This is a genomic window from Streptomyces sp. NPDC007084, from assembly GCF_040703595.1.
Lineage (GTDB): Bacteria > Actinomycetota > Actinomycetes > Streptomycetales > Streptomycetaceae > Streptomyces.
The window spans coordinates 32,872-57,924 of record NZ_JBEYFY010000039.1; the positions used below are offsets into that span (position 1 = coordinate 32,872).

The 25,053-nt window shown below is 73.2% G+C and carries 19 protein-coding genes; 12 read left to right on the plus strand and 7 right to left on the minus strand.

Going from position 1 to position 25,053, the window contains the following annotated elements:
• Nucleotides 1-44 precede the first annotated feature (44 nt).
• The 3 genes from AB0912_RS25890 to AB0912_RS25900 form a co-directional block, all read right to left on the minus strand.
• A complete protein-coding gene (locus AB0912_RS25890) occupies nucleotides 45-1,409 on the minus strand; it encodes a coenzyme F420-0:L-glutamate ligase (protein WP_366703725.1) in 1,365 nt (454 codons plus the stop codon).
• Nucleotides 1,406-2,389, minus strand: a complete 984-nt coding sequence (gene cofD / locus AB0912_RS25895) for a 2-phospho-L-lactate transferase (RefSeq protein ID WP_366703727.1) — start codon at nucleotides 2,387-2,389, stop codon at nucleotides 1,406-1,408. The genes AB0912_RS25890 and cofD overlap by 4 nt, the downstream gene beginning before the upstream one ends.
• Before the next feature lie 111 nt (nucleotides 2,390-2,500).
• On the minus strand, nucleotides 2,501-3,034 hold the full coding sequence (locus AB0912_RS25900; RefSeq protein ID WP_366703729.1) for a cysteine dioxygenase family protein: 534 nt from the start codon (nucleotides 3,032-3,034) through the stop codon (nucleotides 2,501-2,503).
• Between the two features lie 741 nt (nucleotides 3,035-3,775).
• Here AB0912_RS25900 and AB0912_RS25905 point away from each other — a divergent pair.
• From AB0912_RS25905 to AB0912_RS25915, 3 genes are all read left to right on the plus strand, one after another.
• Nucleotides 3,776-4,039 (plus strand): WhiB family transcriptional regulator, encoded by a 264-nt coding sequence (locus AB0912_RS25905; protein WP_003975777.1) that lies wholly within the window; start codon nucleotides 3,776-3,778, stop codon nucleotides 4,037-4,039.
• A 285-nt stretch (nucleotides 4,040-4,324) separates the two neighbouring features.
• On the plus strand, nucleotides 4,325-8,026 hold the full coding sequence (locus tag AB0912_RS25910; protein WP_366703731.1) for a glycosyltransferase: 3,702 nt from the start codon (nucleotides 4,325-4,327) through the stop codon (nucleotides 8,024-8,026).
• Nucleotides 8,023-9,522, plus strand: a complete 1,500-nt coding sequence (locus AB0912_RS25915) for a DUF5719 family protein (RefSeq protein WP_366703733.1) — start codon at nucleotides 8,023-8,025, stop codon at nucleotides 9,520-9,522. The genes AB0912_RS25910 and AB0912_RS25915 overlap by 4 nt, the downstream gene beginning before the upstream one ends.
• Nucleotides 9,523-9,544: 22 nt before the next feature.
• On the opposite strand, the gene AB0912_RS25920 is transcribed toward AB0912_RS25915, so the two are convergent.
• Nucleotides 9,545-9,994 carry a metallopeptidase family protein gene (locus tag AB0912_RS25920; protein WP_366703763.1) on the minus strand — a complete coding sequence of 150 codons (450 nt, stop codon included), beginning with the start codon at nucleotides 9,992-9,994 and terminating at the stop codon, nucleotides 9,545-9,547.
• Nucleotides 9,995-10,285: 291 nt separating this feature from the next.
• Here AB0912_RS25920 and AB0912_RS25925 point away from each other — a divergent pair, with 291 nt between their 5' ends.
• The 6 genes from AB0912_RS25925 to AB0912_RS25950 all read left to right on the plus strand — a co-directional run bounded on the left by AB0912_RS25925 (nucleotide 10,286) and on the right by AB0912_RS25950 (nucleotide 17,093).
• A complete protein-coding gene (locus AB0912_RS25925; RefSeq protein WP_366703735.1) occupies nucleotides 10,286-10,735 on the plus strand; it encodes a DUF3499 domain-containing protein in 450 nt (149 codons plus the stop codon).
• Between the two features lie 510 nt (nucleotides 10,736-11,245).
• Nucleotides 11,246-12,607 (plus strand): phosphomannomutase/phosphoglucomutase, encoded by a 1,362-nt coding sequence (locus tag AB0912_RS25930; RefSeq protein ID WP_366703737.1) that lies wholly within the window; start codon nucleotides 11,246-11,248, stop codon nucleotides 12,605-12,607.
• Between the two features lie 510 nt (nucleotides 12,608-13,117).
• Nucleotides 13,118-13,288, plus strand: a complete 171-nt coding sequence (locus AB0912_RS25935) for a Trm112 family protein (RefSeq protein ID WP_078943765.1) — start codon at nucleotides 13,118-13,120, stop codon at nucleotides 13,286-13,288.
• A 333-nt stretch (nucleotides 13,289-13,621) separates the two neighbouring features.
• Nucleotides 13,622-14,749 carry an SIS domain-containing protein gene (locus AB0912_RS25940; RefSeq protein ID WP_366703739.1) on the plus strand — a complete coding sequence of 376 codons (1,128 nt, stop codon included), beginning with the start codon at nucleotides 13,622-13,624 and terminating at the stop codon, nucleotides 14,747-14,749.
• 59 nt (nucleotides 14,750-14,808) lie between these two features.
• Entirely contained in the window at nucleotides 14,809-15,960 is a 1,152-nt protein-coding gene (gene manA, locus AB0912_RS25945) for a mannose-6-phosphate isomerase, class I (protein ID WP_366703741.1), read from the plus strand.
• 152 nt (nucleotides 15,961-16,112) lie between these two features.
• Nucleotides 16,113-17,093: a cation diffusion facilitator family transporter gene (locus AB0912_RS25950; RefSeq protein ID WP_366703743.1), complete on the plus strand. Its 981-nt coding sequence runs from the start codon at nucleotides 16,113-16,115 to the stop codon at nucleotides 17,091-17,093.
• 301 nt (nucleotides 17,094-17,394) lie between these two features.
• Here the strand turns inward: AB0912_RS25950 and AB0912_RS25955 are convergent, their stop codons facing one another.
• Nucleotides 17,395-19,566, minus strand: a complete 2,172-nt coding sequence (locus AB0912_RS25955) for a fructose-specific PTS transporter subunit EIIC (RefSeq protein ID WP_366703745.1) — start codon at nucleotides 19,564-19,566, stop codon at nucleotides 17,395-17,397.
• A gap of 503 nt (nucleotides 19,567-20,069) precedes the next feature.
• On the opposite strand from AB0912_RS25955, the gene ahcY reads away from it, so the two are divergent.
• Both ahcY and AB0912_RS25965 read left to right on the plus strand, forming a co-directional pair.
• Nucleotides 20,070-21,527, plus strand: a complete 1,458-nt coding sequence (gene ahcY, locus AB0912_RS25960; protein ID WP_366703747.1) for an adenosylhomocysteinase — start codon at nucleotides 20,070-20,072, stop codon at nucleotides 21,525-21,527.
• Nucleotides 21,528-21,627: 100 nt separating this feature from the next.
• The gene (locus AB0912_RS25965; RefSeq protein WP_366703749.1) at nucleotides 21,628-22,278 is read left to right on the plus strand and encodes a hypothetical protein; all 651 of its coding nucleotides are present in this window, start codon (nucleotides 21,628-21,630) and stop codon (nucleotides 22,276-22,278) included.
• Between the two features lie 19 nt (nucleotides 22,279-22,297).
• Here the strand turns inward: AB0912_RS25965 and AB0912_RS25970 are convergent, their stop codons facing one another.
• Nucleotides 22,298-23,479 carry an RDD family protein gene (locus tag AB0912_RS25970; protein WP_366703751.1) on the minus strand — a complete coding sequence of 394 codons (1,182 nt, stop codon included), beginning with the start codon at nucleotides 23,477-23,479 and terminating at the stop codon, nucleotides 22,298-22,300.
• A gap of 130 nt (nucleotides 23,480-23,609) precedes the next feature.
• Between AB0912_RS25970 and AB0912_RS25975 the strand changes: the two genes are divergently transcribed.
• Nucleotides 23,610-24,617 carry a stage II sporulation protein M gene (locus AB0912_RS25975; protein WP_366703753.1) on the plus strand — a complete coding sequence of 336 codons (1,008 nt, stop codon included), beginning with the start codon at nucleotides 23,610-23,612 and terminating at the stop codon, nucleotides 24,615-24,617.
• A 153-nt stretch (nucleotides 24,618-24,770) separates the two neighbouring features.
• Here AB0912_RS25975 and AB0912_RS25980 read toward each other — a convergent pair.
• The coding region (locus AB0912_RS25980; protein ID WP_366703755.1) for a hypothetical protein at nucleotides 24,771-25,053 on the minus strand (283 nt) is incomplete at its 5' end.

A 25,053-nucleotide genomic window follows, 5' to 3' on the forward strand; every position in this document is an offset into this window, starting at 1 on the left:
AAAGCCCGCGCCCCCCGCACCGAACAAAGCCGGCGCGGCGCCTCTCACCGCACCACGACGAACCCCTCCACCTCCCGCGCCGGCCGCTCCCGGGGTTCCTCCGCCGCGTGTCCCACGGCCACCGCGCCCATCGGGTCCCAGCCGCCTGGCAGGTCCAGCACCTCGCGGACCACGTCACGGCAGAACATCGTCGACGACACCCACGCGGAGCCGAGCCGCTCGCCGGCCAGGGCGACCAGGAGGTTCTGCACGCCCGCGCCGGTGGCGACGACGAACATCTCGCGCTCGGCCCCGTCCCGCCGGGCGTCCCCGTAGGTGTGGGAGCCGTCCATGACCAGGCACGGCACCACGAGGTACGGCGCGCTGCGCAGGACGTCGCCACGGCGGACCCGCCGGGCGATGGACTCCTCGCTCTTGCCGTCGGCCCGCAGGTCGGCGATCCACGCCTCGCGCATGGCGTCGAGCAGCCGCGTCCGCGACTCGGGCGTCTCCAGGAGCACGAACCGCCAGGGCGTGGTGTGGTGCGGTGCGGGCGCGGTCACGGCCGCGGCGACCGCCCGGCGCACGGCACCGGGGTCGACGGGCTCGTCCGTGAAGGCCCGCACCGTCCGCCGCTGGGTGACCGCTTCCCGTACGGCCTCCGAGGTGCCGAGCCGGAACATGTCGTCGCGGGCGCCGCGGACGATGGCCCGGGCCCCCTCGCCGTCGCCCCCGGTCACCAGGTGGGGAAGGCCGCGCACGACGGCGACGGGCAGTCCGGCGGACTTGCCCTTGACGAGGTCGCCCGCGGCGGCGAGTTCGTCGGCGGTGGCGACGACGGTCGCGCTGAGCGCGTTGCCGTGCGCGTCCGTACCGCCGCGCAGGTCGTCCAGGACCTGGACGCCGGCCGCGCCGATGGCGACGTCGGTGAGCCCGGTGCGCCAGGGCCGGCCGAAGGTGTCCGTGACGACGACGCCGACCTCGACCCCGAGGGCGTCCCGCAGCCCGTCCCGGATCGCCCGCGCCGACGCGTCGGGGTCCTCGGGCAGCAACAGCACGGTCCCGGCGGGGGTGTTGGACGCGTCGACCCCGGCGGCGGCCATCACCAGGCCCTGCCGGTTCTCCACGATGCGCAGCGTGCCGCGGCGCGCCACGACCCGGACGGTCTCGGCGTCGATGGCGGCCTCGCGGTCGTCGGCCCGGACGATCCGGCCCTCCGCCTTCGAGACGATTTTGGAGGTGACGAGGAGCACGTCCCCGTCGGCCAGGCCGGGCCCGGTCGCGGCGATGAGCTTCGCGAGGTCGTCGCCCGGGCGCACCTCGGGCAGGCCGTCGAGCGCCCAGACCCGGTAGCCGGCTCCGGTGGGCTCGGCGGGCCGCCGGTCCGGTCCGGCCGGTCCCGGGGCGTCCGCGGGGTTCGCGGTGGTCACGGGGTCCGTACCTCCTCCGCCAGGGCGAGCGCCTCACGGGCCATGGCCGCGGTCGCGTCGAGGTCGGTCATCATCAGCGGGACCGCCCGGCAGCGGATGCCGGCGCTCTCGACGCGCTCCACCGCGGCGGCGTCCACGGTGTCGATCAGCCAGCCGTCGAGGAGCCCCGAGCCGTAGTGCTCGGCGACGGCGGCGGCGGTGGACTCGACGCCGACCGCGGCGAGCACCTTGTCGGCCATGCCCCGCACGGGCGCGTCGCCGACGATGGGGGAGAGGCCGACGACGGGCACGCCCGCCTCGGCGATCGCCTCGCGGATGCCGGGCACGGCGAGGATGGTGCCGACGGAGACGACCGGGTTGGACGGCGGGAAGAGGATGACGTCGGCCTCGGCGATGGCTTCGAGGACCCCGGGCGCCGGCTTGGCCTGCTCGGCGCCGACCGGCACGATCGCCTCGGCCGGCACGGAGGCCCGCAGCCGCACCCAGTACTCCTGGAAGTGGATCGCCTTGCGCTCGCCCGCCGCGCCGGCCGGGTCGCCCTCCGGGAGGGTGACGGCGACATGCGTCTCGACGCGGTCGTCCGACATGGGGATGAGCCGCACGCCCGGCTTCCACCGGTCGCAGAGCGCCGCGGTGACGGCGCTGAGCGGATAGCCCGCGCCGAGCATCTGCGTGCGCACGATGTGCGTCGCGAAGTCGCGGTCGCCGAGCCCGAACCACTCCGGCCCGACCCCGTACGCCGCCAGCTCCTCCTTCAGATGGAAGGTCTCGTCGGAACGGCCCCAGCCCTGCTCCTCGTTGATGCCGCCGCCGAGCGTGTACATCACCGTGTCGAGGTCGGGGCAGACCTTCAGCCCGAAGAGGTGGATGTCGTCGCCGGTGTTGCCGATGACCGTGATGTCCGCGTCCGGGACGGCCCGCTGGAGACCACGCAGGAACCGTGCACCACCGATACCGCCTGCCAGAACCACAATGCGCATGGGGTTCAGTCTTGCAGGCACCACCGACACCGCGTCAGCCGGTCGGCCCGCCCCGGCATCAGGTCGGCCGGTCCCGGCACCCTGTCAGCCGGGCGGCCCCGCCCCGCTCCGTCAGCCGACCTCGGCCCCGGCGGCCGTGCCCACCGGGTCCGTCGGCCGCACGCTCCCGGCGACCGCGCACCGCGCCGCGTGCATCGGCATCTCGGTGAGACCCGGGTAGTAGACGTGCAGGCTGACCGCCGGTTCGAGCGAGTCGTTGACGACCTCGTGGATGTAGCCCGGCGCGAACACCCGCTGCGCGCCGGAGCCCAGGGCGCGCGTGCCGCGCTCGGTGCGCTCGGTCAGCGCGCCGTCGAGGACGGTCAGTACGCCGGAGGAGCCGCCGTGGTCGTGCAGTCCGCTGCCCTGGCCGGGCACCCAGGACAGCAGCCACACCTCGTAGCCGGGTCCGGTGGACAGCCGGTGGTACCAGCGGGAGGTGGCGTCGTACTGGACGAGGTGCTCCCACTGGGAGCGGTCGGCGGCGATGGCGCGCGCCATGCCGACGAAGTCGGCCACGGTGACGGGGTGCTCGCGCGGCGGCTGGAGCAGGTGCGGTACTTCGAGGATGTCGCCGGCGATCTGGAGGTCGCTGTCGCTGTTCATGGGTGCGGTGGTTCCTCGGCGGGAGAGTGCTGGGGTGTCGCTGGCCGTTCCGCCCGGATCGCGAGCGGGGTTCACACCCGGGTGCCGGGCGGGAGGGGGTGCCCTGGTGCGGGCGGTCGCCCGGTGGGGGCGGGGGGTTCGCCTCAGTGGCGGCGAGGGAGCCGGAGCGCGGTGAGGCTCAACAGCTCGAACAGCAACAACAGCCACAGCGGACGTGGGCAGCACCGTGGGACCCGGCGATGCGGGTCGGGGTGGATGCCAAGTTCGCGAGCATGCCCACAAGGACAGCGGTTCACACTCCTACTGTCAACTTCATGTCCGGTATGTGGGAGATGTTTCACCTCATCCGGTTCATCTGGCAGGCGAAAGGTTTGCTCACCCGGCTCCCCGGACACATGGCGCACAACCGGGCGCACAAACCTCGACGCGAGCCCGTGATGTCTTTGTGATCAGGCTCGCTTCGGGGAGCACTCCGGAACGTGGCCGGACTTCCGGCCGTCCTTCTCCTTAGGGAGGCGGGTGGCCGGCGGGCGGCCCGACCGGACCCCTTGGGCTGTCAGGGTTTATGCCGATTTGAACACTTTCCGCATAGCCTTGGTTCCGCAGAGTGAATAAGGGGCCCAATAGCAGATCTCGGCTTGACTGGCCCGGATCGGCACACTTGTAATTTCACTCGTGTCGTTCAGCCGAAATCGGTAACGGCAGCATCACGGGGACGCGAAAGACAGACGAGGGGCGCACATGACCGAGCTGGTGCAGCAACTGCTGGTCGACGACGCGGACGAGGAACTCGGCTGGCAGGAGCGCGCGCTGTGCGCCCAGACCGACCCCGAGTCCTTCTTCCCCGAGAAGGGCGGCTCCACCCGCGAGGCCAAGAAGGTCTGCCTCGCCTGTGAGGTCCGCTCCGAGTGCCTGGAATACGCGCTCGCGAACGACGAGCGGTTCGGCATCTGGGGCGGTCTGTCCGAGCGGGAGCGGCGCCGGCTCAAGAAGGCCGCCGTCTGACCCGTCGCGACACCGGCCCCCGGGGCGGTCACGCGCGGCAGGGACACTGTCCGAAAACAGTCGCACGCAACAGCGTACGGAAAACAGCCGTACGCGCGCGGGGGCGCCGCCGACCAATCGGCACACACGCTCACGTAACGAACGGCCCGTCGCAGGTGGGTTATCCACAGGCGGCGGGCCGTCGTCCTGCCCAGCCGTTAGTGTGGGCCCTCGTCCGAGACGTCCCGCTGTCCCCGCCGGACACAGACGTCCACCGCAGTCCATCGAACCGGGGCCCGTACCTCGATGTCCGTGCACAGCCATTCGGCAGCCCGTCACGACGCCGCTGCCGCCCCTGAGTTCCCGCGCCACGTGGTGACCGCGGTGCTCGTCTCCCACGACGGCGCCCGCTGGCTGCCCGAGGCGCTCGCCGGGCTGCTCGGCCAGGAGCGCCCCGTGCAGAACGCGGTGGCGGCCGACACCGGCAGCGCGGACGACTCCGCACTCCTGCTCACCGACGCGCTCGGCGCCGACCACGTCCTGCACCTCGCCCGCCGCACCGGATTCGGCCAGGCCGTCGAGGAGGCGTCGCGCACCGCCGGTGTGCTGACCCCGGACGACCTGCCCTACCTGAAGCGGCCGAGCGGCTGGGACCCCGTCACCCGCAGCTGGCGCGACGACGCCTACGACCTGCCCGAGCTTCCGTACGGCGAACCCGAGCAGTGGCTCTGGCTGCTGCACGACGACAGCGCCCCCGAGCCCGACGCCCTCGCCCACCTGCTGCGCGTCGTGGAGAGCGAGCGCGAGCTGGGCCACGAGGTCGCGATCGTCGGCCCCAAGCTCCGCGGCTGGTACGACCGGCGCCAGCTCCTCGAAGTCGGCGTCACCATCGCCAACTCCGGCCGCCGCTGGACCGGCCTGGACCGCCGCGAGCAGGACCAGGGACAGCACGACCACGTCCACCCCGTCCTCTCCGTCTCCACCGCCGGCATGCTCATCCGCCGCGACGTCTTCGAGGAACTCGGCGGCTTCGACCGCCGGCTGCCCCTGATGCGTGACGACGTCGACCTGTGCTGGCGCGCCCAGGCCGCGGGACACCGCGTCCTCGTCGCCCCGGAAGCGGTCGTCCGGCACGCCGAGGCCGCCTCCCGCGAGCGCCGCACCGTCGACTGCGTGGGCCGCACCTCCGCGTCCCCGCACAAGGTCGACAAGGCGGGCGCCGTCTACACCCTCCTGGTCAACGCCCGCACCACCCAGCTCCCCTGGATCCTGATCCGCCTGGTCCTCGGCACCCTGCTGCGCACCGTCGCCTACCTCGTGGGCAAGGTCCCCGGCCAGGCCGTCGACGAGATCCGCGGCCTGCTCGGCACCCTGCTGCGCCCAGAGCGCGTCATCGCCGGGCGGCGCAGGCGCGGCACCCCCCAGGTCGACAAGGGCGAACTGCGCCCGCTGTTCCCTCCCCCCGGCGCGACCGTGCGGGCCACCATCGAGCAGGTCGCCGGCAGCCTGGTGAGCCGCTCCGACGCCGAACCGGCCACCGGAGCGGGCCGGCACGGCGGCGCCGTCGAGTCCGGACCCGGCGGTGACGACGCCGAGTTCCTGGAGATCGAGCAGTTCGCCCGGCTCAAGCGCATCGCGCGCAACCCCGGCCCGATGCTCTTCCTGGTCCTGCTGTTCGTCTCGCTGCTCGCCTGCCGCGAACTGCTCGGCGGCGGCGCCCTCTCCGGCGGCGCGCTGCTGCCCGCCCCGTCCGACGCCTCCGCGCTGTGGTCCCGCTATCTCGACGGCTGGCATCCGGTCGGCGCCGGCGACACCCAGGCCGCCCCGCCCTACCTCGCGCTCGTCGCCCTGCTGGCCTCCGCCCTCCTCGGCTCCACCGGACTCGCGGTCACCGTGCTCCTGGTGGCCTCCGTGCCGCTGGCCGGCTTCGCCGCCTACTTCGCCTCGCGCCCCTTGGTCGAGTCCCGCCTGCTGCGCGCCTGGGCCTCCGTCGCCTACGCCTTCCTGCCCGCCGCCACCGGCGCGCTGGCCGGCGGCCGCATCGGCACGGCCGTCCTCGCGATCCTGCTGCCCCTCATGGCGCGCGCGGGCATCGCCGCCGCCGGTCTCGCGTACTCCTCGGGAGCGCGCGGCAGTTGGCGCGCCACCTGGGCCTACGCCCTGCTGCTGACGTTCACCACCGCGTTCACCCCGATCGTCTGGCCCATCGCGCTCGTCCTCGGCCTCGCCCTGCTCGCCGTGCGCCGCAGGGAACTGGCCGCCTACGGGCCGCGTTTCCTCGCCCAGCTCGGCACCCCGCTGCTGGTCCTCGCCCCCTGGTCGCTCACGCTGCTGCCGTTCGGCTTCTTCAAGGAAGCCGGCCTGGAGTACGGGGCGAGCGCCGCCTCCGCGTTCGACCTGCTCGGCGCGAGCCCCGGCGGCCCGGGCACCGTCAGCGGCCTGATGCTCTTCGGTGTCGTACTCGCCGCGCTCGCCGCCCTGCTGCGCACCGAGCGCCAGGGCGGGATCAGGGTCGCCTGGATCGTCGCCGTGGTGGCCCTCGTCTTCGCGGTCCTGTCGAACAGCTCCGCCTGGGCCGGCCCCGCCACCCTCGTCTACGGGCTCGCGCTGCTCGCCGCCGCGGCCGTCGGAGCCGACGGCGCCCGCGCGCGGGTGGCCGAGCAGAGCTTCGGCTGGCGCCAGCCGGTCGCCGCGCTCATCGCCTTCGCCTGCGCCGCGGGCCCGCTGCTCATCGCCGCCGGCTGGATCATCCGGGGCGCCGACGGACCCGTGGAGCGCCGAGACCCTGTGCAGGTGCCCGCGTTCGTCGCCGAGGAGAGCGGCACCCGCGACCAGGCCCGCACCCTCGTCCTCGACAGCCGCTCCGCCGCCCAGGTCGGCTACATGCTGGTCCGCGGCTCCGGCGCCCGCCTCGGCGACGCCGAACTCGCCACGGCCGGCGGCGAGAACAAGAAGCTCGACAAGGTCGTCGCCAACCTGATCGCGGGCTCCGGCGCCGACCAGGCCGACGAACTCGGCGGCTTCGCCGTGCGCTACGTCCTGGTCCGCAAGGGCGCGCCCCGCGAGGTGAGCCGCGTCCTGGACGCCACCCCCGGCCTGACCCGGCTCAGCCAGCAGGACGGCAGCGCCCTGTGGCGGGTCAACCGGCAGGTCTCACGGGCCGCGATCGTGCCCGAGTCCGGCGAGCCGCAGTCCATCGCCGCCGGACCGGTCGAGCTGCACACCACCATTCCGACCGGCGCCGAGGGCCGCGTCCTGCGGCTCGCCGACAGCGCCGACCCGGGCTGGACCGCCACCCTGGACGGCAAGCCCCTCACCCGCACCACGGTCGACGGCTGGGCGCAGGGCTTCGAACTGCCCGCCCAGGGCGGCCGGCTGGACGTCACCTTCGACGCCCCGCTGACCCACACCGCCTGGCTGTGGATCCAGGGCGCCCTCGCGCTCGTCCTCGTGGTCCTCGCCCTGCCCGGCCGCCGCCGGGACGTGGACGACGACCTGCCCGAGGAGCGGACCGTGCCCGCCCAGGACGCCGCGGGAGACGGCCGCCGCGCCCGCCGCCTGCGCGCCCAGGCGGAAGCCGAGGCGGAGGCCGAGGGACCGGAGGAGGACGCCGAGGGCAGGCCCGCCCCCGACGAGGAGATCCCGGCCGGCGCCGTCCCGCACCAGCAGACCCACGACGAGTGGGACACCCCGAGCCACGCGGGCGCCGAGTACACCACCTACGGCGGCGAGCAGTACGAAGGCACCGGGGAGTACGCGACGGGCGGCTACCAGCAGCCGTACCAGGCGGACCCCTACCAGGGCGGCCAGTACGACCCGTACGCGTACGGCGGCACGGCGCCCTACGACCCCGCGTACGGCCAGGGCTACGACGCGAACGGCATGCCCTACGACGCCCAAGGCCAGGGCTACGGCACGGGTGAGCAGGGCTACGACCAGGCCTACGACCCCGCGCCGCCCTCGCAGCACGGCACCGACAGCGAGCGCCCCGACGGGAGCCAGCAGTGAACCGCACCACCCTGTCCCTGATCGCCGGCGTGACCGCGCTCACCGCCGTCACCGGGTTCGCCACGCTGCGCGGGACGGACGCCTCCGGCGCGGACACCGCGCACACGGCCGCGCGGCTGCCCGTGGAGCGCACCAGTCTGCTCTGCCCGCAGCCGAGCACCTCCGACATCGCCGACACCGCGTACACCTCGTTCACCCCCGTCGCCCAGGGCGCGGGCGACCGCGGCAAGGCCGAACTGGCCCCGGCCACCGAGGAGTCGGCCGGCGGCTCGGGCGGCAAGAAGGGCGGCGGCAAGGCGGCCAAGCCCGTCGTGCGGCCCAAGGAGCCCGGCAAGCCCGCGACCGGCGAGGCCTCGGGCTCCCAGACGTCCGCGCTCGTCGGCACCGCCGAGGGCGAGTTCGCGCCCGGCTGGACCGTTCAGCAGACCACGGACGTCGCCGCCGGCACCGGCCGCGGCCTGCTCGGCACCAACTGCACCGCTCCGGACACCGAGTTCTGGTTCCCCGGCGCCAGCACCGCCGACGACCGCACGGACTATGTGCACTTGACCAACCCGGACGACTCGGCGGCCGTCGTCGACATCGACCTCTACGGCAAGGACGGCACCCTCAAGTCCACAGTGGCCGACGGGATCACGGTCCAGCCGCACGCCGCCGAGCCGATCCTGCTGAACACCCTGACCGGCGCCCCGCAGGCCGACCTCACCGTGCACGTGACGGTCCGCAGCGGCCGCGTGGGCGCCGCCGTCCAGGCGCTGGACGACAAGACCGGCGGCGACTGGCTGGCCGCCTCCGCCGACCCCGCGGGCAGCCTCGTCCTGCCGGGCATCCCCAAGGACGCCACCTCGGTGCGCCTGGTCGCCTTCGCGCCCGGCGACACGGACGCCGACCTCAAGGTCCGCCTGGCCTCGCCCACCGGCCTGATCACCCCGGCGGGCAACGAGACCCTCCACGTGAAGGCCGGCATGACCTCCGCCGTCGACCTCGGGGACGTCACCCGCGGCGAGCCGGGCTCCCTGGTGCTCACGCCGAGCGACTCCTCCGTCCCGGTCGTCGCCGCCCTCAGAGTGGTGCGCGGCAAGGGCGACCGGCGGGAGTCCGCGTTCATCCCGGCCACCGCCCCGGTCGGCACGCGCGCGACGGCGGCCGACAACAGCGCCAAGGGCTCCACCCTGGCGGTCACCGCGCCGGGCAAGGACGCCACGGTCAAGGTCACCGCCTCGGCGGGCAGCGGCGGCGGCTCACCGGTGTCCAAGACGTTCACGATCAAGGGCGGCACCACGCAGAACGTCGAGGCGCCGGTCCCGAGCGGCCTCAAGGGCACGTACGCCCTCACCGTCGAGCCGGTCTCCGGAGGCCCGGTCTACGCCTCCCGGATGCTGTCCGCGAACCAGGAGGGCGTGCCCGCGTTCACCATCCAGACCCTCCCGGACGACCGGGGCACGGTCTCGGTCCCCCGCGCGGACCAGGATCTGTCGGTGCTGCTGGGGAAGTGAGGCGGGGCCCCAAAGGCCCCGCTCAGTCCTCGCCGTACCGGGGGTCGACCGTCTCCGGGGTGAGCCCCAGCAGCTCCGCGACCTGTTCCACGACGATCTCGTGCACCAGGGCGGCGCGCTCGTCGCGGCCCTTGGTACGGATCTCGACCGGGCGGCGGTAGACGACCACGCGCGCGGGACGCCCCTCGCGGGCCGCGATCGTGCCCCCCAGGGGTACCGCCTCGTCGCTCCACCCCTCGCCCGAGCCCTCCAGACGAGGTACTTCGAGAACCAGGAAGTCGATGTCGGCGAGCTGCGGCCAGCGCCGCTCCAGCCGCTCCACGGAGTCCTGCACCAGGTCCGCGAACACGTCGGCGCGACTCGCCGCGAGCGGCACCTGGGGCGGCGCCACGGGGCCGCGCATGCCACGGCCATGGCGGTCACGGCGGCGGGGGCCGGCCGCTGGGGCGGGGGGCGGTACGGGGTTGTCCATCACTGACGAAGAGTAGTCCCCGCCCGCCCCGGCCGCCCGGCCCCACGCTGCGCCCGTCGTTCAAGGGCCCGGCGGGCGCCCGGTGATCCGGTCCCTGTTCCGGATGTCGTCCGATGACCATTCCGGCCAAGGTTGGGCTCGATTCCGTATCCTTCCCGGACCGTCATTCACATGGCAATTGACGTGGTTTGCACCAAGTGGTGACCGGAATCAGGGCTGTTCGGTGGTGCCGGTGGCGATGTCCCCCCAGGTCAGGGGGTGATGATCGAAAAAGGGTGTGGGCGGTCTCACATGACGACACGGTGGGGTGACCTGGGGGCGAGTCGTCGCGGCCCGCTCAAGAGTGCGGTACCGTCCAACGTCGTGAGCCCTGTACGTCGCTGTTCGCGCACCGCTTGCGGCCGTCCCGCCGTCGCGACGCTGACGTACGTCTACGCCGACTCGACCGCGGTCCTCGGCCCCCTCGCCACCTACGCCGAACCCCACTGCTACGACCTGTGCGCCGAGCACTCCGAGCGCCTCACCGCGCCGCGCGGCTGGGAGGTCGTCCGGCTCGCCGACTCCAGCGGTCCCGCCCGCCCCAGCGGCGACGACCTGGAGGCGCTGGCGAACGCGGTCCGGGAGGCGGCCCGCCCGCAGCAGCGCGCGGCCGAGGCCGGTGGCGGCGGCGCCCGCTCGGCCGACCCGATGGAGGTCGCCCGCCGCGGCCACCTCCGTGTCCTGCGCTCACCGGACAACTGAGCACGCCTTCCCGCCCGACCCTTGCCCAAGTCCCGGGCCGGCCCGCGGACTCGGGCGCCCCCGCCGTGTGACGGGTGTCGCGGGACGGGCGGGTGTGCACGGCCACGCGTGGATGTGGGTACGGGAGGAACGGCGCCCGACCGCCTACGAGTTGAGGCCCGCCCCCCTCGCCGCTGTCCCGCCCCTCTCCGCCCTGGCGGCCGTACCGGCTGCCCTGCCGGCTGCCGTACCGGCCGCTGTACTGAGCGCTGTACTGGCCGCCGGTGTGGGCCAGTTCGGGCCGACCTCCGACGAGCGGCCCGCCCCCGTGCGCACCCGTTCCGGGGCGGACGCTTCCCCCGGCCGGGCGGGAAGGGAGGGTCGCGCAGGTCACCGATGGGCGGGTTCGGCAGGTCACCGATGGGCGGGTTCCGCAGGTCACGGATGTGCTCCACTGCGGCTCGCTCCCTCTTCCCGCCGTCCCGGAAGGGTAGTTTGGGCCGACCGAAGTGGACTTCTGGAGGGTTGGCCGTGACTGCTGATCTGTCGCAGCTCGTGAAGGCGTACGACGTGCGCGGGGTGGTCCCGGACCAGTGGGACGAGCCGCTGGCCGAGCTGTTCGGTGCCGCCTTCGTCCAGGTGACCGGCGCGGACGCCATCGTGACCGGGCACGACATGCGGCCCTCCTCGCCCGGACTGTCCCGGGCCTTCGCGCGCGGAGCGGCGGCCCGTGGCGCCGACGTCACCGAGATCGGCCTGTGCTCGACGGACCAGCTCTACTACGCGTCGGGCGCGCTCACCCTGCCCGGTGCCATGTTCACGGCCTCGCACAACCCGGCGCGGTACAACGGCATCAAGATGTGCCGGGCGGGCGCGGCCCCCGTCGGCCAGGACACCGGCCTGGCGGAGATCCGCCGGCTGGCCGAGACCTGGCTCGACTCCGGTGCCCCGGCCTCGGACGCCACACCCGGCACGATCACGAGCCGTGACACGTTGGAGGACTACGCGGCCTACCTCCGCTCGCTGGTCGACCTCACCTCCATCCGCCCCCTGAAGGTCGTGGTCGACGCGGGCAACGGCATGGGCGGACACACCGTCCCGACCGTCTTCGCCGGGCTGCCGCTGGACCTCGTGCCGATGTACTTCGAGCTGGACGGCACCTTCCCCAACCACGAGGCCAACCCGCTCGACCCGGCGAACCTGGTGGACCTCCAGAAGCGGGTCCGCGAGGAGGGCGCCGACCTCGGCATCGCCTTCGACGGGGACGCCGACCGCTGTTTCGTCGTGGACGAGCGGGGTGAGCCGGTGTCGCCGTCCGCGATCACCGCGCTGGTGGCCGCGCGGGAACTCGCCAAGCACGGCGGGGGCACGGTCATCCACAACCTCATCACCTCCTGGTCGGTCCCCGAGGTCGTCCGCGAGCACGGCGGAACCCCGGTCCGCACCCGCGTCGGCCACTCCTTCATCAAGGCCGAGATGGCCGCCTCCGGCGCGATCTTCGGGGGCGAGCACTCCGCCCACTACTACTTCCGCGACTTCTGGAACGCCGACACGGGCATGCTGGCCGCCCTCCACGTCCTCGCCGCGCTCGGCGGACAGGACGGCCCGCTCTCCGGGCTCGTCGCCGAGTACGACCGCTACGCGGGCTCCGGCGAGATCAACTCCACCGTCGCCGACCAGGCCGCCCGCCTCGCCGCCGTCCGCGCCGCCTACGAGGGCCGCGAGGGCGTCACCATCGACGAACTCGACGGCCTGACGGTCACCACCGAGGACGGCTGGTTCAACGTCCGCCCCTCCAATACCGAACCCCTCCTCCGCCTCAACGCGGAGGCCCGCGACGAAGCGACGATGACGAAGCTCCGCGACGAGGTCCTGGCCATCATCCGGGGTTGACCCGCAGGCGGGGCGTGGCGGGGCGTGGCGGGGCGGGACCGGACGCGGGCCGGCCACCCCGCGCAGAACACGACCCCCGGCGGCCCCGCACCACCGGGGTCCACGCCTCTGCCCCGGCCCCGACGGCCACAAGACCCGGCCCCGACGGCGGCAAGACCCGGCCCCGACGGCGGCAAGACCCGGCCCCGACGGCGGCAAGACCCGGCCCCGACGGACGGCAAGACCCGGCCCCGACGGCCCGCGAGCGGCCGCCCACACGCCGGTGCCCGGCCGGGTATCGCACCGCTGCCAGGCCTTCGGCGGCGCGGCACCCGGCCTCGCGTCGACCGAGCCGTGCCGTCCCGTCCCGCCCGGTACGGGCCCCACGTGCCGGTGGACACGAGGTACGTACCGCACGGGCCCGGGGCGGGCGGGGTACGCCCTCCCGCGTCCATCGGAGCGGGCCCCGCGTCGGGCTTCCCGCAGCGGTACCCTGACCAGGCCGCATCCACTGTTTCGGAAGGACACCCCATGCCGCTCGAAGCCGGCCTCCTGGAGATCCTCGCCTGCCCGGCCTGCCATGCCCCGCTCAAGGAGCAGGAGACCGAGCTGATCTGCACGGGTGCGGACTGCGGGCTCGCCTACCCCGTCCGCGACGGCATCCCCGTCCTCCTGGTCGACGAGGCCCGCCGCCCCGCCTGACCGGTACGGCTGGCTCCCCGCCTGACCGGTACGGCCGCCGCCCCCGGTGGCGGTCGCGGGACCGCCCGCCGTCCCCGCCCGCACCACCGGGCCGGTGGCGCGGCAACCGCCCCACCGGCCGGCGACGACGACCGGCGACGACCGCCCGCGACAGCGCGCCCGTCACCCACACGAGGCACGCCGGTCGCCCGCCGGGCCGTCGGCCGGTCGCCGGCTCGACTCACCGCCGCTCGACTCACCGCCGCTCGGCACCTCGCGCGAGCGACCCCGTGCACGCGACACCGCCGGACCGGCGCGCAAGTGCCGCCCCGGCGATCGGAGGCTCCCGACCCCATGCTCGACGAATCGCTGCTCGACGACCCCGACGCGCTCGCCCGGGCCGACCGGCGGACCCTGCTGCGCGGCGCCGCCGAGGCCGGCGCCCGGGTACGCACCGCCGTCCGGCTCGCCGCCGAGGCCGGGATCGCCGACCTGAAGCCGGACGGCCGCCCGCGCGCCCTGCTGATCGCCGGCCCCGGCATGGCCGCCACCGGCGTCGCCGAACTCCTCGGCACCCTCGCCGGAGCCAGCTGCCCCGTCACCCGGGTCACCCCCCAGGGCGTCGCCCCCGCCGCGGGCGCCCTGCGCTGGGAACTGCCCGGCTGGGCCGGCCCCGTCGACCTCCTGCTGATCGCCACCCCCGACGGCAGCGAACCCGGCCTCGACCTGCTGATCGAGCAGGCCTACCGGCGCGGCAGCACCGTCGCCGCCGTGGCCCCCGCCGGCTCCCCGCTGGCCGGCTGGGTGACCGGCGTCCACGGCCTCTTCGTACCGATGGCGACCGCCCCGTACGAACCGGAGGCCCCCATCGCGGCCTCCGCGCCCGGCGTCCTGTGGGCCCTGCTCACCCCGCTGCTCGCGCTCCTGGACCGCACCGGCCTGGTCGCCGCCCCGCCGGAGGCCCTGCAGAAGGTCGCCGACCGGCTCGACCGCGTCGCCGAGCGCTGCGGGCCCGCGATCGCCGCGTACAGCAACCCCGCCAAGACCCTCGCCGCCGAACTGGCCGAGGCGCTCCCGGTGATCTGGACGGAGGGCACCTCGGCGGGACCGGCGGGCCGCCGTTTCACCGCCGCCCTCGCCGAACTCGCCGGCCGCCCCGCGCTGACCGCCGAACTCCCCGAGGCCCTCGCCGCGCACAGCGTGCTGCTCGCCGGCTCCCTCGCGGCGGGCGCGGACCCCGACGACTTCTTCCGCGACCGCGTCGAGGAGGCACAGGCCCTGCACGCGCGCGTGGTGCTGCTCCGCGACCGTCCGATCGGCGGGATCAGCGCCGCCCCCGCCGCCCGCGAACTCGCCCTTGCCCACGACACCGCGATCAGCGAACTCGAACCCGAGGAGGGCGGCGAACTGGAGACCCTCGCCGAACTGATCGCCACCACGGATTTCGCCGCCGTTTACCTGGCGCTCGCCTCGGGGGCCTGACCTAGGGCGGGGGCCCGACCACGCGCCCCCGCCGCGCACGTATGGAGAAGAAGACACCGATGGACCGCCTCGACAACACCGTCCGCCCCTACGCCTGGGGTTCCACCACCGCCATCCCGCGCCTGCTCGGCGTGGAGCGGACCGGCGAACCGCAGGCGGAGATGTGGATGGGCGCCCACCCGGGCGCACCCTCGCGCACCGAGCGCGGTCCGCTCGACGAGGTCGTCGCCGAGGACCCGGAGAAGGAACTCGGCCGCGCCGCCGTCGCCAAGTTCGGCCCCCGCCTGCCGTTCCTCCTCAAGATCCTCGCCGCCGGCGCCCCCCTCTCCCTCCAGGTCCACCCCGACCTCGAACAGGCCCGCGAGGGCTACGCCGACGAGGAGAGCCGCGGCGTCCCCATCGACGCCCCGCACCGCAACTACAAGGACGCCAACCACAAGCCCGAACTGATCTGCGCCCTCACCGAGTTCGACGGCCTGTGCGGCTTCCGCGCCCCCGCGCAGGCCGCCGACTTCCTCGCCGCCCTCGACGTCGACGCCCTCAAGCCCTACGTCGACCTGCTGCGCGCGCAGCCCGAGGAGGCCGCCCTGCGCGAGGTCCTCACCGCCGTCCTGAGCGCCGACCCCGACGACATGGCCCGCACGGTCACCGAGACCGCCGCCGCCTGCGCCCGCCTCGGCGGCGACCACGCCCCCTACGCCGGCCTCGCCCGCCACTACCCGGGCGACCCCGGCGTCATCGCCGCGATGCTCCTCAACCACGTCCGGCTCCAGCCCGGCGAGGCCCTGTTCCTCGGCGCGGGCATCCCGCACGCCTACCTGAACGGCCTCGGCGTCGAGATCATGGCCAACAGCGACAACGTCCTGCGCTGCGGCCTGACCCCCAAGCACGTCGACGTCCCCGAACTCCTGCGCGTCGTCCGCTTCGAGGCGAGCGACCCCGGCGTGCTGCGCCCCGAGGCGTCGGCCGACGGCGAGGAGGTCTACGCGACCCCCATCGACGAGTTCCGCCTCTCCCGCCACACCCTCGCCGAGGGCGCCGCCCCCCGCGACCTCACCCGCGAGACCCCGCAGATCCTGCTCTGCACGGCGGGCTCCGTGCGCGCCGACGGCATCGGCCTCACCCCCGGCCACTCGGTCTTCGTACCGGCCGGCGAAAAGGCCGAAGTGTCCGGTTCCGGCACGATCTTCCGTGCGACAGTGGTGGCCTGACGGGACGACAGCGCGGACCTGAGGCGCCGCTGTCGGTCCCGGCTGCAAGAATGACCCACCGCAAAAGGCGGGCAAAGCCCGGACCGGGGTACGAGGGTACGCACGGAGTCCGGACGGGGTCCGGACAGCGTACGAAGGGACAGCAGGAGCAGATGAGCGCTTCAGGCGGCACCAAGGCGATCGTGGCGGCACTCGGCGCCAACCTCGCCATCGCGGTATCGAAGTTCGTGGCCTTCGCGTTCAGCGGCTCCTCCTCGATGCTGGCCGAGGGCGTCCACTCGCTCGCCGACTCCGGCAACCAGGCGCTCCTGCTGATCGGCGGCAAGAAGGCGCAGCGCGAGGCGACCCCGCAGCACCCCTTCGGCTACGGCCGCGAGCGGTATATCTACGCCTTCCTCGTCTCGATCGTCCTCTTCTCGGTCGGCGGCATGTTCGCCGTCTACGAGGGCTACGAGAAGATCAGGCACCCGCACGAGATCGAGCACTGGTACTGGCCGGTCGGCGTCCTCGTCTTCGCGATCCTCGCCGAGGGCTTCTCCTTCCGTACGGCGATCAAGGAGTCCAACCAGCTCCGCGGCACGCACTCCTGGGCCGAGTTCATCCGCCGCGCCAAGGCCCCCGAGCTGCCCGTCGTCCTCCTGGAGGACTTCGGCGCGCTCATCGGCCTGGTCCTCGCCCTCGGCGGCGTCGGCATCGCCCTGCTCACCGGCGACGGCACCTGGGACGGCATCGGCACGGTCTGCATCGGCGTCCTGCTCATCCTGATCGCGCTCGTCCTCGCCGCCGAGACCAAGTCGCTGCTGCTCGGCGAGGCGGCGGGCCCGGAGAACACCGCCAAGATCGAGGCCGCGATCGTCGACGGCGACACGGTCACGCGCATCATCCACATGCGCACGCTCCACCTCGGCCCCGAGGAACTCCTCGTCGCCGCGAAGATCGCCGTCGAGCACGACGACACGGCCACCGAGGTCGCCTCCGCGATCAACGCCGCCGAGGCCCGCATCCGCGCCGCCGTCCCGATCGCCCGGGTGATCTACCTGGAGCCGGACATCTACAGCGAGGCGGAAGCCGCGAAGGGCCCTGACCGCGCCGCCACCCCCGGCGGCCCGTCCCAGGCCCCGTCCGACCACTGACCGACGCGTCCGGCGACAGGTCCCTGGTCGGTGACCGACGTCGGTCACCTGCGGACGCGACCCGGTGACCGACCTCGGGTACTGGTGGACGCGAGCCGGTAACCGACCTGGGCCGGTGATGGGCCTGCGGGGCACCGACCCCGGGGGCTGGGGGAGCTGAGCCGGTGACCGACCTGGGCCACGGCTTTTCCGCCCGTACGACGTCGGGGCCCGCCTGTTACCCAGGCGGGCCCCGATGCCGTACCCGGCCACAGCCCCGGCCACGGCCACGGACCGCCGGTGGCAGCAGCGGTACCGCCGGCTACTCGATCTCGCTCAGCACGCCGAGGACGGCCCGCTCGTCCGCCGCCTCCGTCAGCCGCTCCCGGAACGCCGGGTCCATCAGCCTGCGGGACAGCAGGGCCAGAATCCGCAGGTGCTCGTCGCCCGCCGCGGCCTCCGGCACGGAGATCATGAACACCAGCCGGGCCCTGGTCCCGTCCGGCGCGCCCCACTCGACACCTTCCTCGGACCGCGCGAACCCGACGACCGGGGCGCTCACCGCGTCCGTCTTGGCGTGCGGGATCGCGATCTCCTCGCCGAGCCCGGTCGTGCCCTGCTCCTCCCGCCGCAACGCCGCCCGCACCAGCTCATCGACGTCCCGGACCCTGCCGGTCGCCGCGAGCAGCCCGGCCATCTCCCGGATCGCGGACTCCTTGTCCGTCGCCGCGAGCCGCACCCGGACGCTGTCCTCGGTGAGATACCCGGACAGGACCTCGGCCTCGTCCGCGACACCGGTGACCGTGGAACCGGAACCCGGCCCCGGCCCCTCGCCCGCCTCACCGGCGCCCGTGGCCTCGGCACGCGACGAACCGCCACCCGTCTCCCCGGCACGCGGAGAGCCGCCGCCCACCGTCGCCGTACCCCCGCCGCCCCCGGCGACCGCCCCCGCACCCGCCCCCGCGAGCGCCGGCTCAGGCCCCCGCGCCGACGGGATCAGCACCTCGCCGCGCCGCCCGCGCTCACTGATGTCGACCAGCGCGACAGTCGTCAGCGCGGTCACCGCCGTACCGATGGCGACGGCCACGAAGAACATCGGGACCCCGCCCACCGCACCCAGCACCGCCACGATCGGCCCGCCGTGCGGAACCGCGTCGCTCACCCCGGCGAGTCCCGCGACCGCGCCGGCCACCGCGCCGCCGAGCATGTTCGCGGGAATGACCTGCGCGGGCCGCTGCGCCGCGAACGGGATGGCGCCCTCGGAGATGCCGAAGCAGCCCATGAACAGGGAGGCCAGCCCGGTCTCCCGCTCCTGCTCGGAGTAGAGACGCTTGCGGATGAGCGTGGCCACGCCCTGGCCGAGCGGCATCACGGGAATGGCGGCGGCGCACATGCCCATGACGGTCTGGTTGCCGGTCGCGATGAGGCCGGAGCCGAAGAGGAAGGCCGTCTTGTTGACCGGGCCGCCCATGTCGAAGGCGATCATCAGCCCCAGGATCGCGCCGAGCAGCACCGCGCTGGTCCCGGTCATCCCGCTCAGCCAGTGGGTCAGATGCTCGAAGACCCACGAGATCGGCTTTCCGATGACGTAGACGAAGAACAGACCGAGCGCCGTCGTCGCGACGATGGGGATGACGATGATCGGCATGATCGGCTGCGCGAACCTCGGGACCTTGACCTTCTTGATCCACAGGACCAGATACCCCGCGAGGAAGCCGGTCACGATCGCCCCGATGAACCCGGCACCCGACTTGGAGTCGTACAGCGCCCCGGTGTTGGCGATCCACCCGCCGATCATGCCGGGCACGAGCGCGGGCCGGTCGCCGATCGCGTAGGCGATGTAGCCGGACAGGACCGGCACCATCAGCGTGAAGCCGATGACACCGATGTTGTTGACGTCCATCCAGAAGGAGTCCTTCGGGATGACCAGCCCACCGGACGGGTCCGTGTGCCCGCCGAGCGACAGCGATATCGCGATCAGCAGCCCGCCGACCACGACGAACGGGATCATGTAGCTGACCCCGTTCATCAGCGCCTTGTACGGCAGACTCCGCTCCTTGCCCCCGCCGCCCCCGCGACCGCCGCCACCGCCCCCGCTCGTCCCGGCCGTCGGCGCGGTGCCGTCCGGGTCGTGCACGGGCGCCGACCGGACCTGTTCGATCAGTCGCTCGGGGTGATGGATTCCCTCCGCCACCCCGACGGTGACCACCCGCTTGCCCGCGAACCTGCCGAGGTCCACATCCTTGTCCGCCGCGACGATGATCCCGTCGGCGGATCTGACATCGTTGTCATCGAGGACGTTCTCGGCCCCGATGGATCCCTGGGTCTCCACCTTCATGTCGATCCCGAGACGCTCCGCCGCCTGCGCGAGCTTCTCGGCCGCCATATAGGTGTGCGCGATGCCGGTCGGGCACGCGGTCACCGCCAGCAGCCTCACCCGCTGCCGCTCGCCACCGCCGTCGCCCGTGGGGGGAGGGCCGGCCGGACTGGTCACGTCGATCTCCTAACGCCTGCGGCGCCCTGGACGCCTGGCTCCACGGCACGCCTTCCCGGCGCCCGCGAAACCGCTGACATGTTTCCGATGCGCTGGCATCGTGCGGACCCCTGCCCAGGATCGAAGACGCCGAACATCCCCGAACATCACCGAACCCCCAGGTCCGGCGCCCGGACCCCGGACACCTCAGCCCTCCGCCCGCCCCCCGCAGGACACCCGGGCATCCCGCTCCGAACGCCGTCCCCGGCGGAGGTGGACTGGGGACGGGCGCCCTCACCGGTGTAGCTTGGGGAACTGAGCCAGACGTCGCTGCTGATGGCGGTCGGGCGGTCCCACCGCGGACCGGCCGAGGGAGAGAGGGCCTCCGACGGACTGCGCTGCGCGCACCGGGCACTCCTGTGTCCCGCCAGGGCACGTCCGTGCCCCGGCCGGGCACGCGTCGCGCCCGCCGCCGCGCAGAACAGCCGTATCCACCTCGCCCCGACTACGAGGAGCAGCTCTTCATGACCACTGTCGACAACCGACAGGACTTCAAGGTCGCCGATCTCTCCCTGGCCGACTTCGGCCGCAAGGAGATCACCCTCGCCGAGCACGAGATGCCCGGCCTGATGTCGATCCGCAAGGAGTACGCCGAGGCGCAGCCCCTCGCGGGCGCCCGCGTCACCGGCTCCCTGCACATGACGGTCCAGACCGCCGTCCTCATCGAGACCCTCGTCGCCCTCGGCGCCGAGGTCCGCTGGGCCTCCTGCAACATCTTCTCCACCCAGGACCACGCGGCCGCCGCCATCGCGGTCGGCCCGAACGGCACGCCGGACAACCCCCAGGGCGTCCCGGTCTTCGCCTGGAAGGGCGAGACCCTGGAGGAGTACTGGTGGTGCACGGAGCAGGCGCTGACCTGGCCGAACACCCCCACCGGCGGCCCGAACATGATCCTGGACGACGGCGGCGACGCCACCCTCCTCGTCCACAACGGCGTCAAGTACGAGAAGGAGGGCAAGGTCCCCTCCGTCGACACCGCCGAGAACGACGAGCACCGCGTCATCCTCGAACTGCTCAACCGCACCATCAGCGACGGCTCCCAGAAGTGGACCCAGCTCGCCTCGGAGATCCGCGGCGTGACCGAGGAGACCACCACCGGCGTCCACCGCCTGTACGAGATGCACCGCGACGGCACCCTGCTGTTCCCGGCGATCAACGTGAACGACGCCGTCACCAAGTCGAAGTTCGACAACAAGTACGGCTGCCGCCACTCCCTGATCGACGGCATCAACCGCGCCACCGACACCCTCATCGGCGGCAAGACCGCCGTCGTCTGCGGCTACGGCGACGTGGGCAAGGGCTGCGCGGAGTCCCTGCGCGGCCAGGGCGCCCGCGTGATCATCACCGAGATCGACCCGATCTGCGCCCTCCAGGCGGCGATGGACGGCTACCAGGTCACGACCCTCGACGAGGTCGTCGACAAGGCGGACATCTTCGTCACCACGACGGGCAACAAGGACATCATCATGGCCGCGGACATGGCCAAGATGAAGCACCAGGCGATCGTCGGCAACATCGGCCACTTCGACAACGAGATCGACATGGCCGGCCTCGCCCAGATCCCCGGGATCGTCAAGGACGAGGTCAAGCCGCAGGTCCACACCTGGAAGTTCCCCGACGGCAAGGTCATCATCGTGCTGTCGGAGGGCCGCCTGCTGAACCTGGGCAACGCGACCGGACACCCGTCCTTCGTGATGTCCAACTCGTTCGCGGACCAGACCCTGGCCCAGATCGAGCTGTTCACCAAGCCCGAGGAGTACCCGACCGACGTCTACGTGCTGCCCAAGCACCTCGACGAGAAGGTCGCCCGTCTCCACCTGGACGCGCTCGGCGTGAAGCTCACGACGCTCCGCCCCGAGCAGGCCGCGTACATCGGCGTCGAGGTCGAGGGCCCGTACAAGTCGGACCACTACCGCTACTGAGCACGCCCGCCGAGCAGCGGTACCACCGCTCGGCGTCCGGATGTCAGCAGGCCCTCGCCCTCCCGGCGGGGGCCTGTCCCCGATGAGGACCTGAACGCCCATGCCCCGCGGCCGATATTCGCTCCATGATCCGCACGACCACACCCCCCTCGGTGAAGAACACTTCCACTGCGCGCCCGGCCCCTCCGGCTGGCGCTACGTCGCCCAACTCACCACCCCCTCCACGACGGGCCCCGACGGCACCCCCCGGGAAACCACCGTCACCGGCTCCGTCGACCTCGCCATCGACGAACTCGGCCGGCCCATCCGGCTCGAACTCCACTCCGCGAACTGGCAGGTGCGCGGCGCCGCCATCGACGGCGTGACCTGGGTGCGCACCGACCCCGCGGGCACCGAGGCGACCGAAGGCAACGTGGCCGCACACGCCTTCACCGGCACCTCTCCCGCGTTCCTCGTCGCCACCGCCCGTCTCCTTCGCCTCACCCCCTCCGCCGCCCCCGCGGCGACCCGCGTCCGCCTCGTCTCCTTCACCGGCCCGGTCCTCGCCCCGCGCACCCTCGACCAGTCCTGGGCCTTGATCGCAAGCGAAACACACAGCACTGACAACGGCCCCCTGACCGTGGACGAATACCAGGTCACAGCCCTGGACACGGGGGAGCAGCACGCCGTCCACATCGCGGGAGACGTCGTGCTCGCGGCGCCTGGCATCGAGCTGGAGGACCTCGAATCACCGCCGTCGGTGTTCGCCTGACGGCAGTTCAGGGGCCGGTTCAGGCAGGCGGCGCGAACCCGGTCCCGGGCCGCCCACGCCGCCCGTCCTGACGCGCAGTCTCGCCCGGCTCCGCTGAACCGGCCCCGTCTCCTTGCTCCGGGGCGGGCTGCGAATCCGCGGGGCGCGGACCGGCGGGGCGCGGATTGGCGGGGTGCGGACCGGCCGGCGGCGGGAACCCGCCGGGCCCGCTGGGCGAGGGGTAGCCGCCGTGACCGGTCGCCGGGGGATAGGAGCCTTGGCCCGTGGGCTGCGGATAGCTGCCGTATCCCAACCCCGAGGGGTAGCCGCCTTGACCACTCGGCGGGGGATAGCCGCCGAGCCCCGGCTGCCGCGGATAGCCGTCGGGACGTTGCACGTACCCCTGAGCCGCCGGGTATCCGCCCGGGACGGGACCCTGCTGGGGCATTCCGGGGCCGGCGCCGGGGCCGGCCATGGCGCCGAACGTCCGTCGGGCCTCGCGGGACTGCCGCTCCTGCACCACGGCCGCCAGGAACGCGCCCGCCGGCACACCCTGCGGCGGAGGCGTCCCCGTCCGCGCGGCCAGATCCGTCGCGAGCCGTTCCGCCATCGCCCCGCCCACCCGCGGGTCCAACTGCCCCATCCGAGTCAGGTACTGGCGGATCGCGAGCCACAGCCCGTCCGGTACGGCGGACAGGTCCAGCTCGGCGAAGCGCCCCGCGAGCCAGGGCGGCGGCGGAGGCACACGCGGCATACGCCCCACCGGGATCCGCTCCCGCACGACCAGCGTCCCGGCGAACACGTCCCCGAGCCGCCGGCCGCGCTCCGACACCAGCGAGGCGACGCACGCGACGATGCCGAACGTCATCAGGATCTCGACGACACCGACCGCCCCGCGCACCAGCGCGTGCCGGAACCGGATCGGCCCGCCGTCGTCCCGCACCACCCGCAGACCGCACGCCAGCTTCCCCAGCGACCGGCCATGGCTCAGCGTCTCCACCGCGATCGGCGCGCCGACCAGCACGAGCAGGAAGCTCGCGATCGACAGGGCGACCTGCGCCGCGTCGTCCAGCGCGGCGGTCGCGGCGACCAGACCGATCGTCACCGCGATGTAGACCGCCATCGCCGCGGCGAGGTCGAGTACGACGGCCAGCGCCCGACTCGGCAGCTTCGCGGGGCGCAGTTCCAGCGCCACCGCCTCGCCCGTCACCAGCTCACTCACACGTGCCGCCCTTCCCCTGACCTGCCCCGAGAACCGCCAGTCTGCCAAGCTGAGGGCACATCGCGCCGCAGTAAGACAAGCTGACATCCACCAAGAGCCGCCGACGAGCAGCCGAGGAGCAGGCAAACCGATGGACCTCGACGTCTTCGTCTCCGCCCACCGAGCCGAGTGGGACAGACTCGACGCCCTCCTGCGCCGTCAGCGCCGCCTCAACGGAGCCGAGGCCGACGAACTCGTCACTCTCTACCAGCGCACCGCCACACACCTCTCACTGATCCAGTCCAGCGCCCCCGACCCCCAGCTCACCGGCCGGCTCAGCCAACTCGTGGCACGCGCGCGTAGTGCCGTCACCGGCGCCCGCCGAGCCTCCTGGCGCGATGTCACCCGCTTCCTGACCCGCGGTTTCCCGGCGGCGGTCTACCGCTCCCGCCACTGGTGGGTGCCCACGGCACTCCTGTCCACGGCCATAGCGGCCCTCCTGGGCTGGTGGATCGGCACGCACCCCGAGGTACAGGCCTCGATCGCCGCGCCCAGCCAGCTCCGTGACCTCACCCGCCCCGGCGGCGAGTACGAGACCTACTACTCCAGCCACCCCGCCGCGTCCTTCGCCGCCCAGGTCTGGACGAACAACGCCCAGGCCGCGGCCATGTGCCTGGTCCTCGGCATCTTCCTGGGGCTCCCCGTGCTGTGGATCCTCTTCCAGAACATGCTCAACGTCGGGGTCGGCATCGGCCTCATGTCGTCGGCCGGCCGCCTCGACACCTTCCTGGGACTGATCCTTCCGCACGGCCTGCTGGAACTGACCGCGGTGTTCGTCGCCGCCGGCACCGGTCTGCGCCTCGGCTGGACCGTCATCGATCCGGGACCGCGATCCCGCCGCGCGGCTCTCGCGGAAGAGGGGCGCGCCGCCCTGGGAATGGCCGTCGGTCTGGCGCTCATCCTCTTCATCTCGGGCGCTATCGAGGGCTTCGTGACTCCCTCCGGCCTCCCCACCTGGGCCCGCATCGGCATCGGAATCGCGGCTGAACTGGCGTTTCTCCTGTACGTCTACGTCGTCGGCGGCCGGGCGGTCCGCTCGGGCGACACCGGCGACGTCGCCGCCGACGAGCGCAGCGCTTCTCTTCCCACCGCCGCCTGATGTGCGTACGCGCCCGCTGACCTGCTAGTCTCCTCTTCGCCCCAGGGGTCCCGTTGACACGGGTCGCTCGGGGAGGTAGATTCGAACAGTTGCCTAGAACTGGACACGTCCGGTGGCAGCGGTTAGAGTCTGCGAGCTTCTCCAAGCAGTCGATCAAGTCGACGCGAAGAAGCCCCCCTCCTGATGATTCAGAAATGGCCGCCGGTAAATCCGGCCCAAACCTTCTGATAAAGTCGGAGCCGCTGAAAAGGAAAGTGCGAAAGCGCGGAACTTGAAAGCACCGAGGAAATCGGGCCCGAAAGGATCTGATAGAGTCGGACTCGCCGGAAAGGGAAACGCGGAAGCGGAAACCTGGAAAGCGCCGAGGAAATCGGATACGGAAACGGTCTGATAGAGTCGGAAACGCAAGACCGAAGGGAAGCGCCCGGAGGAAAGC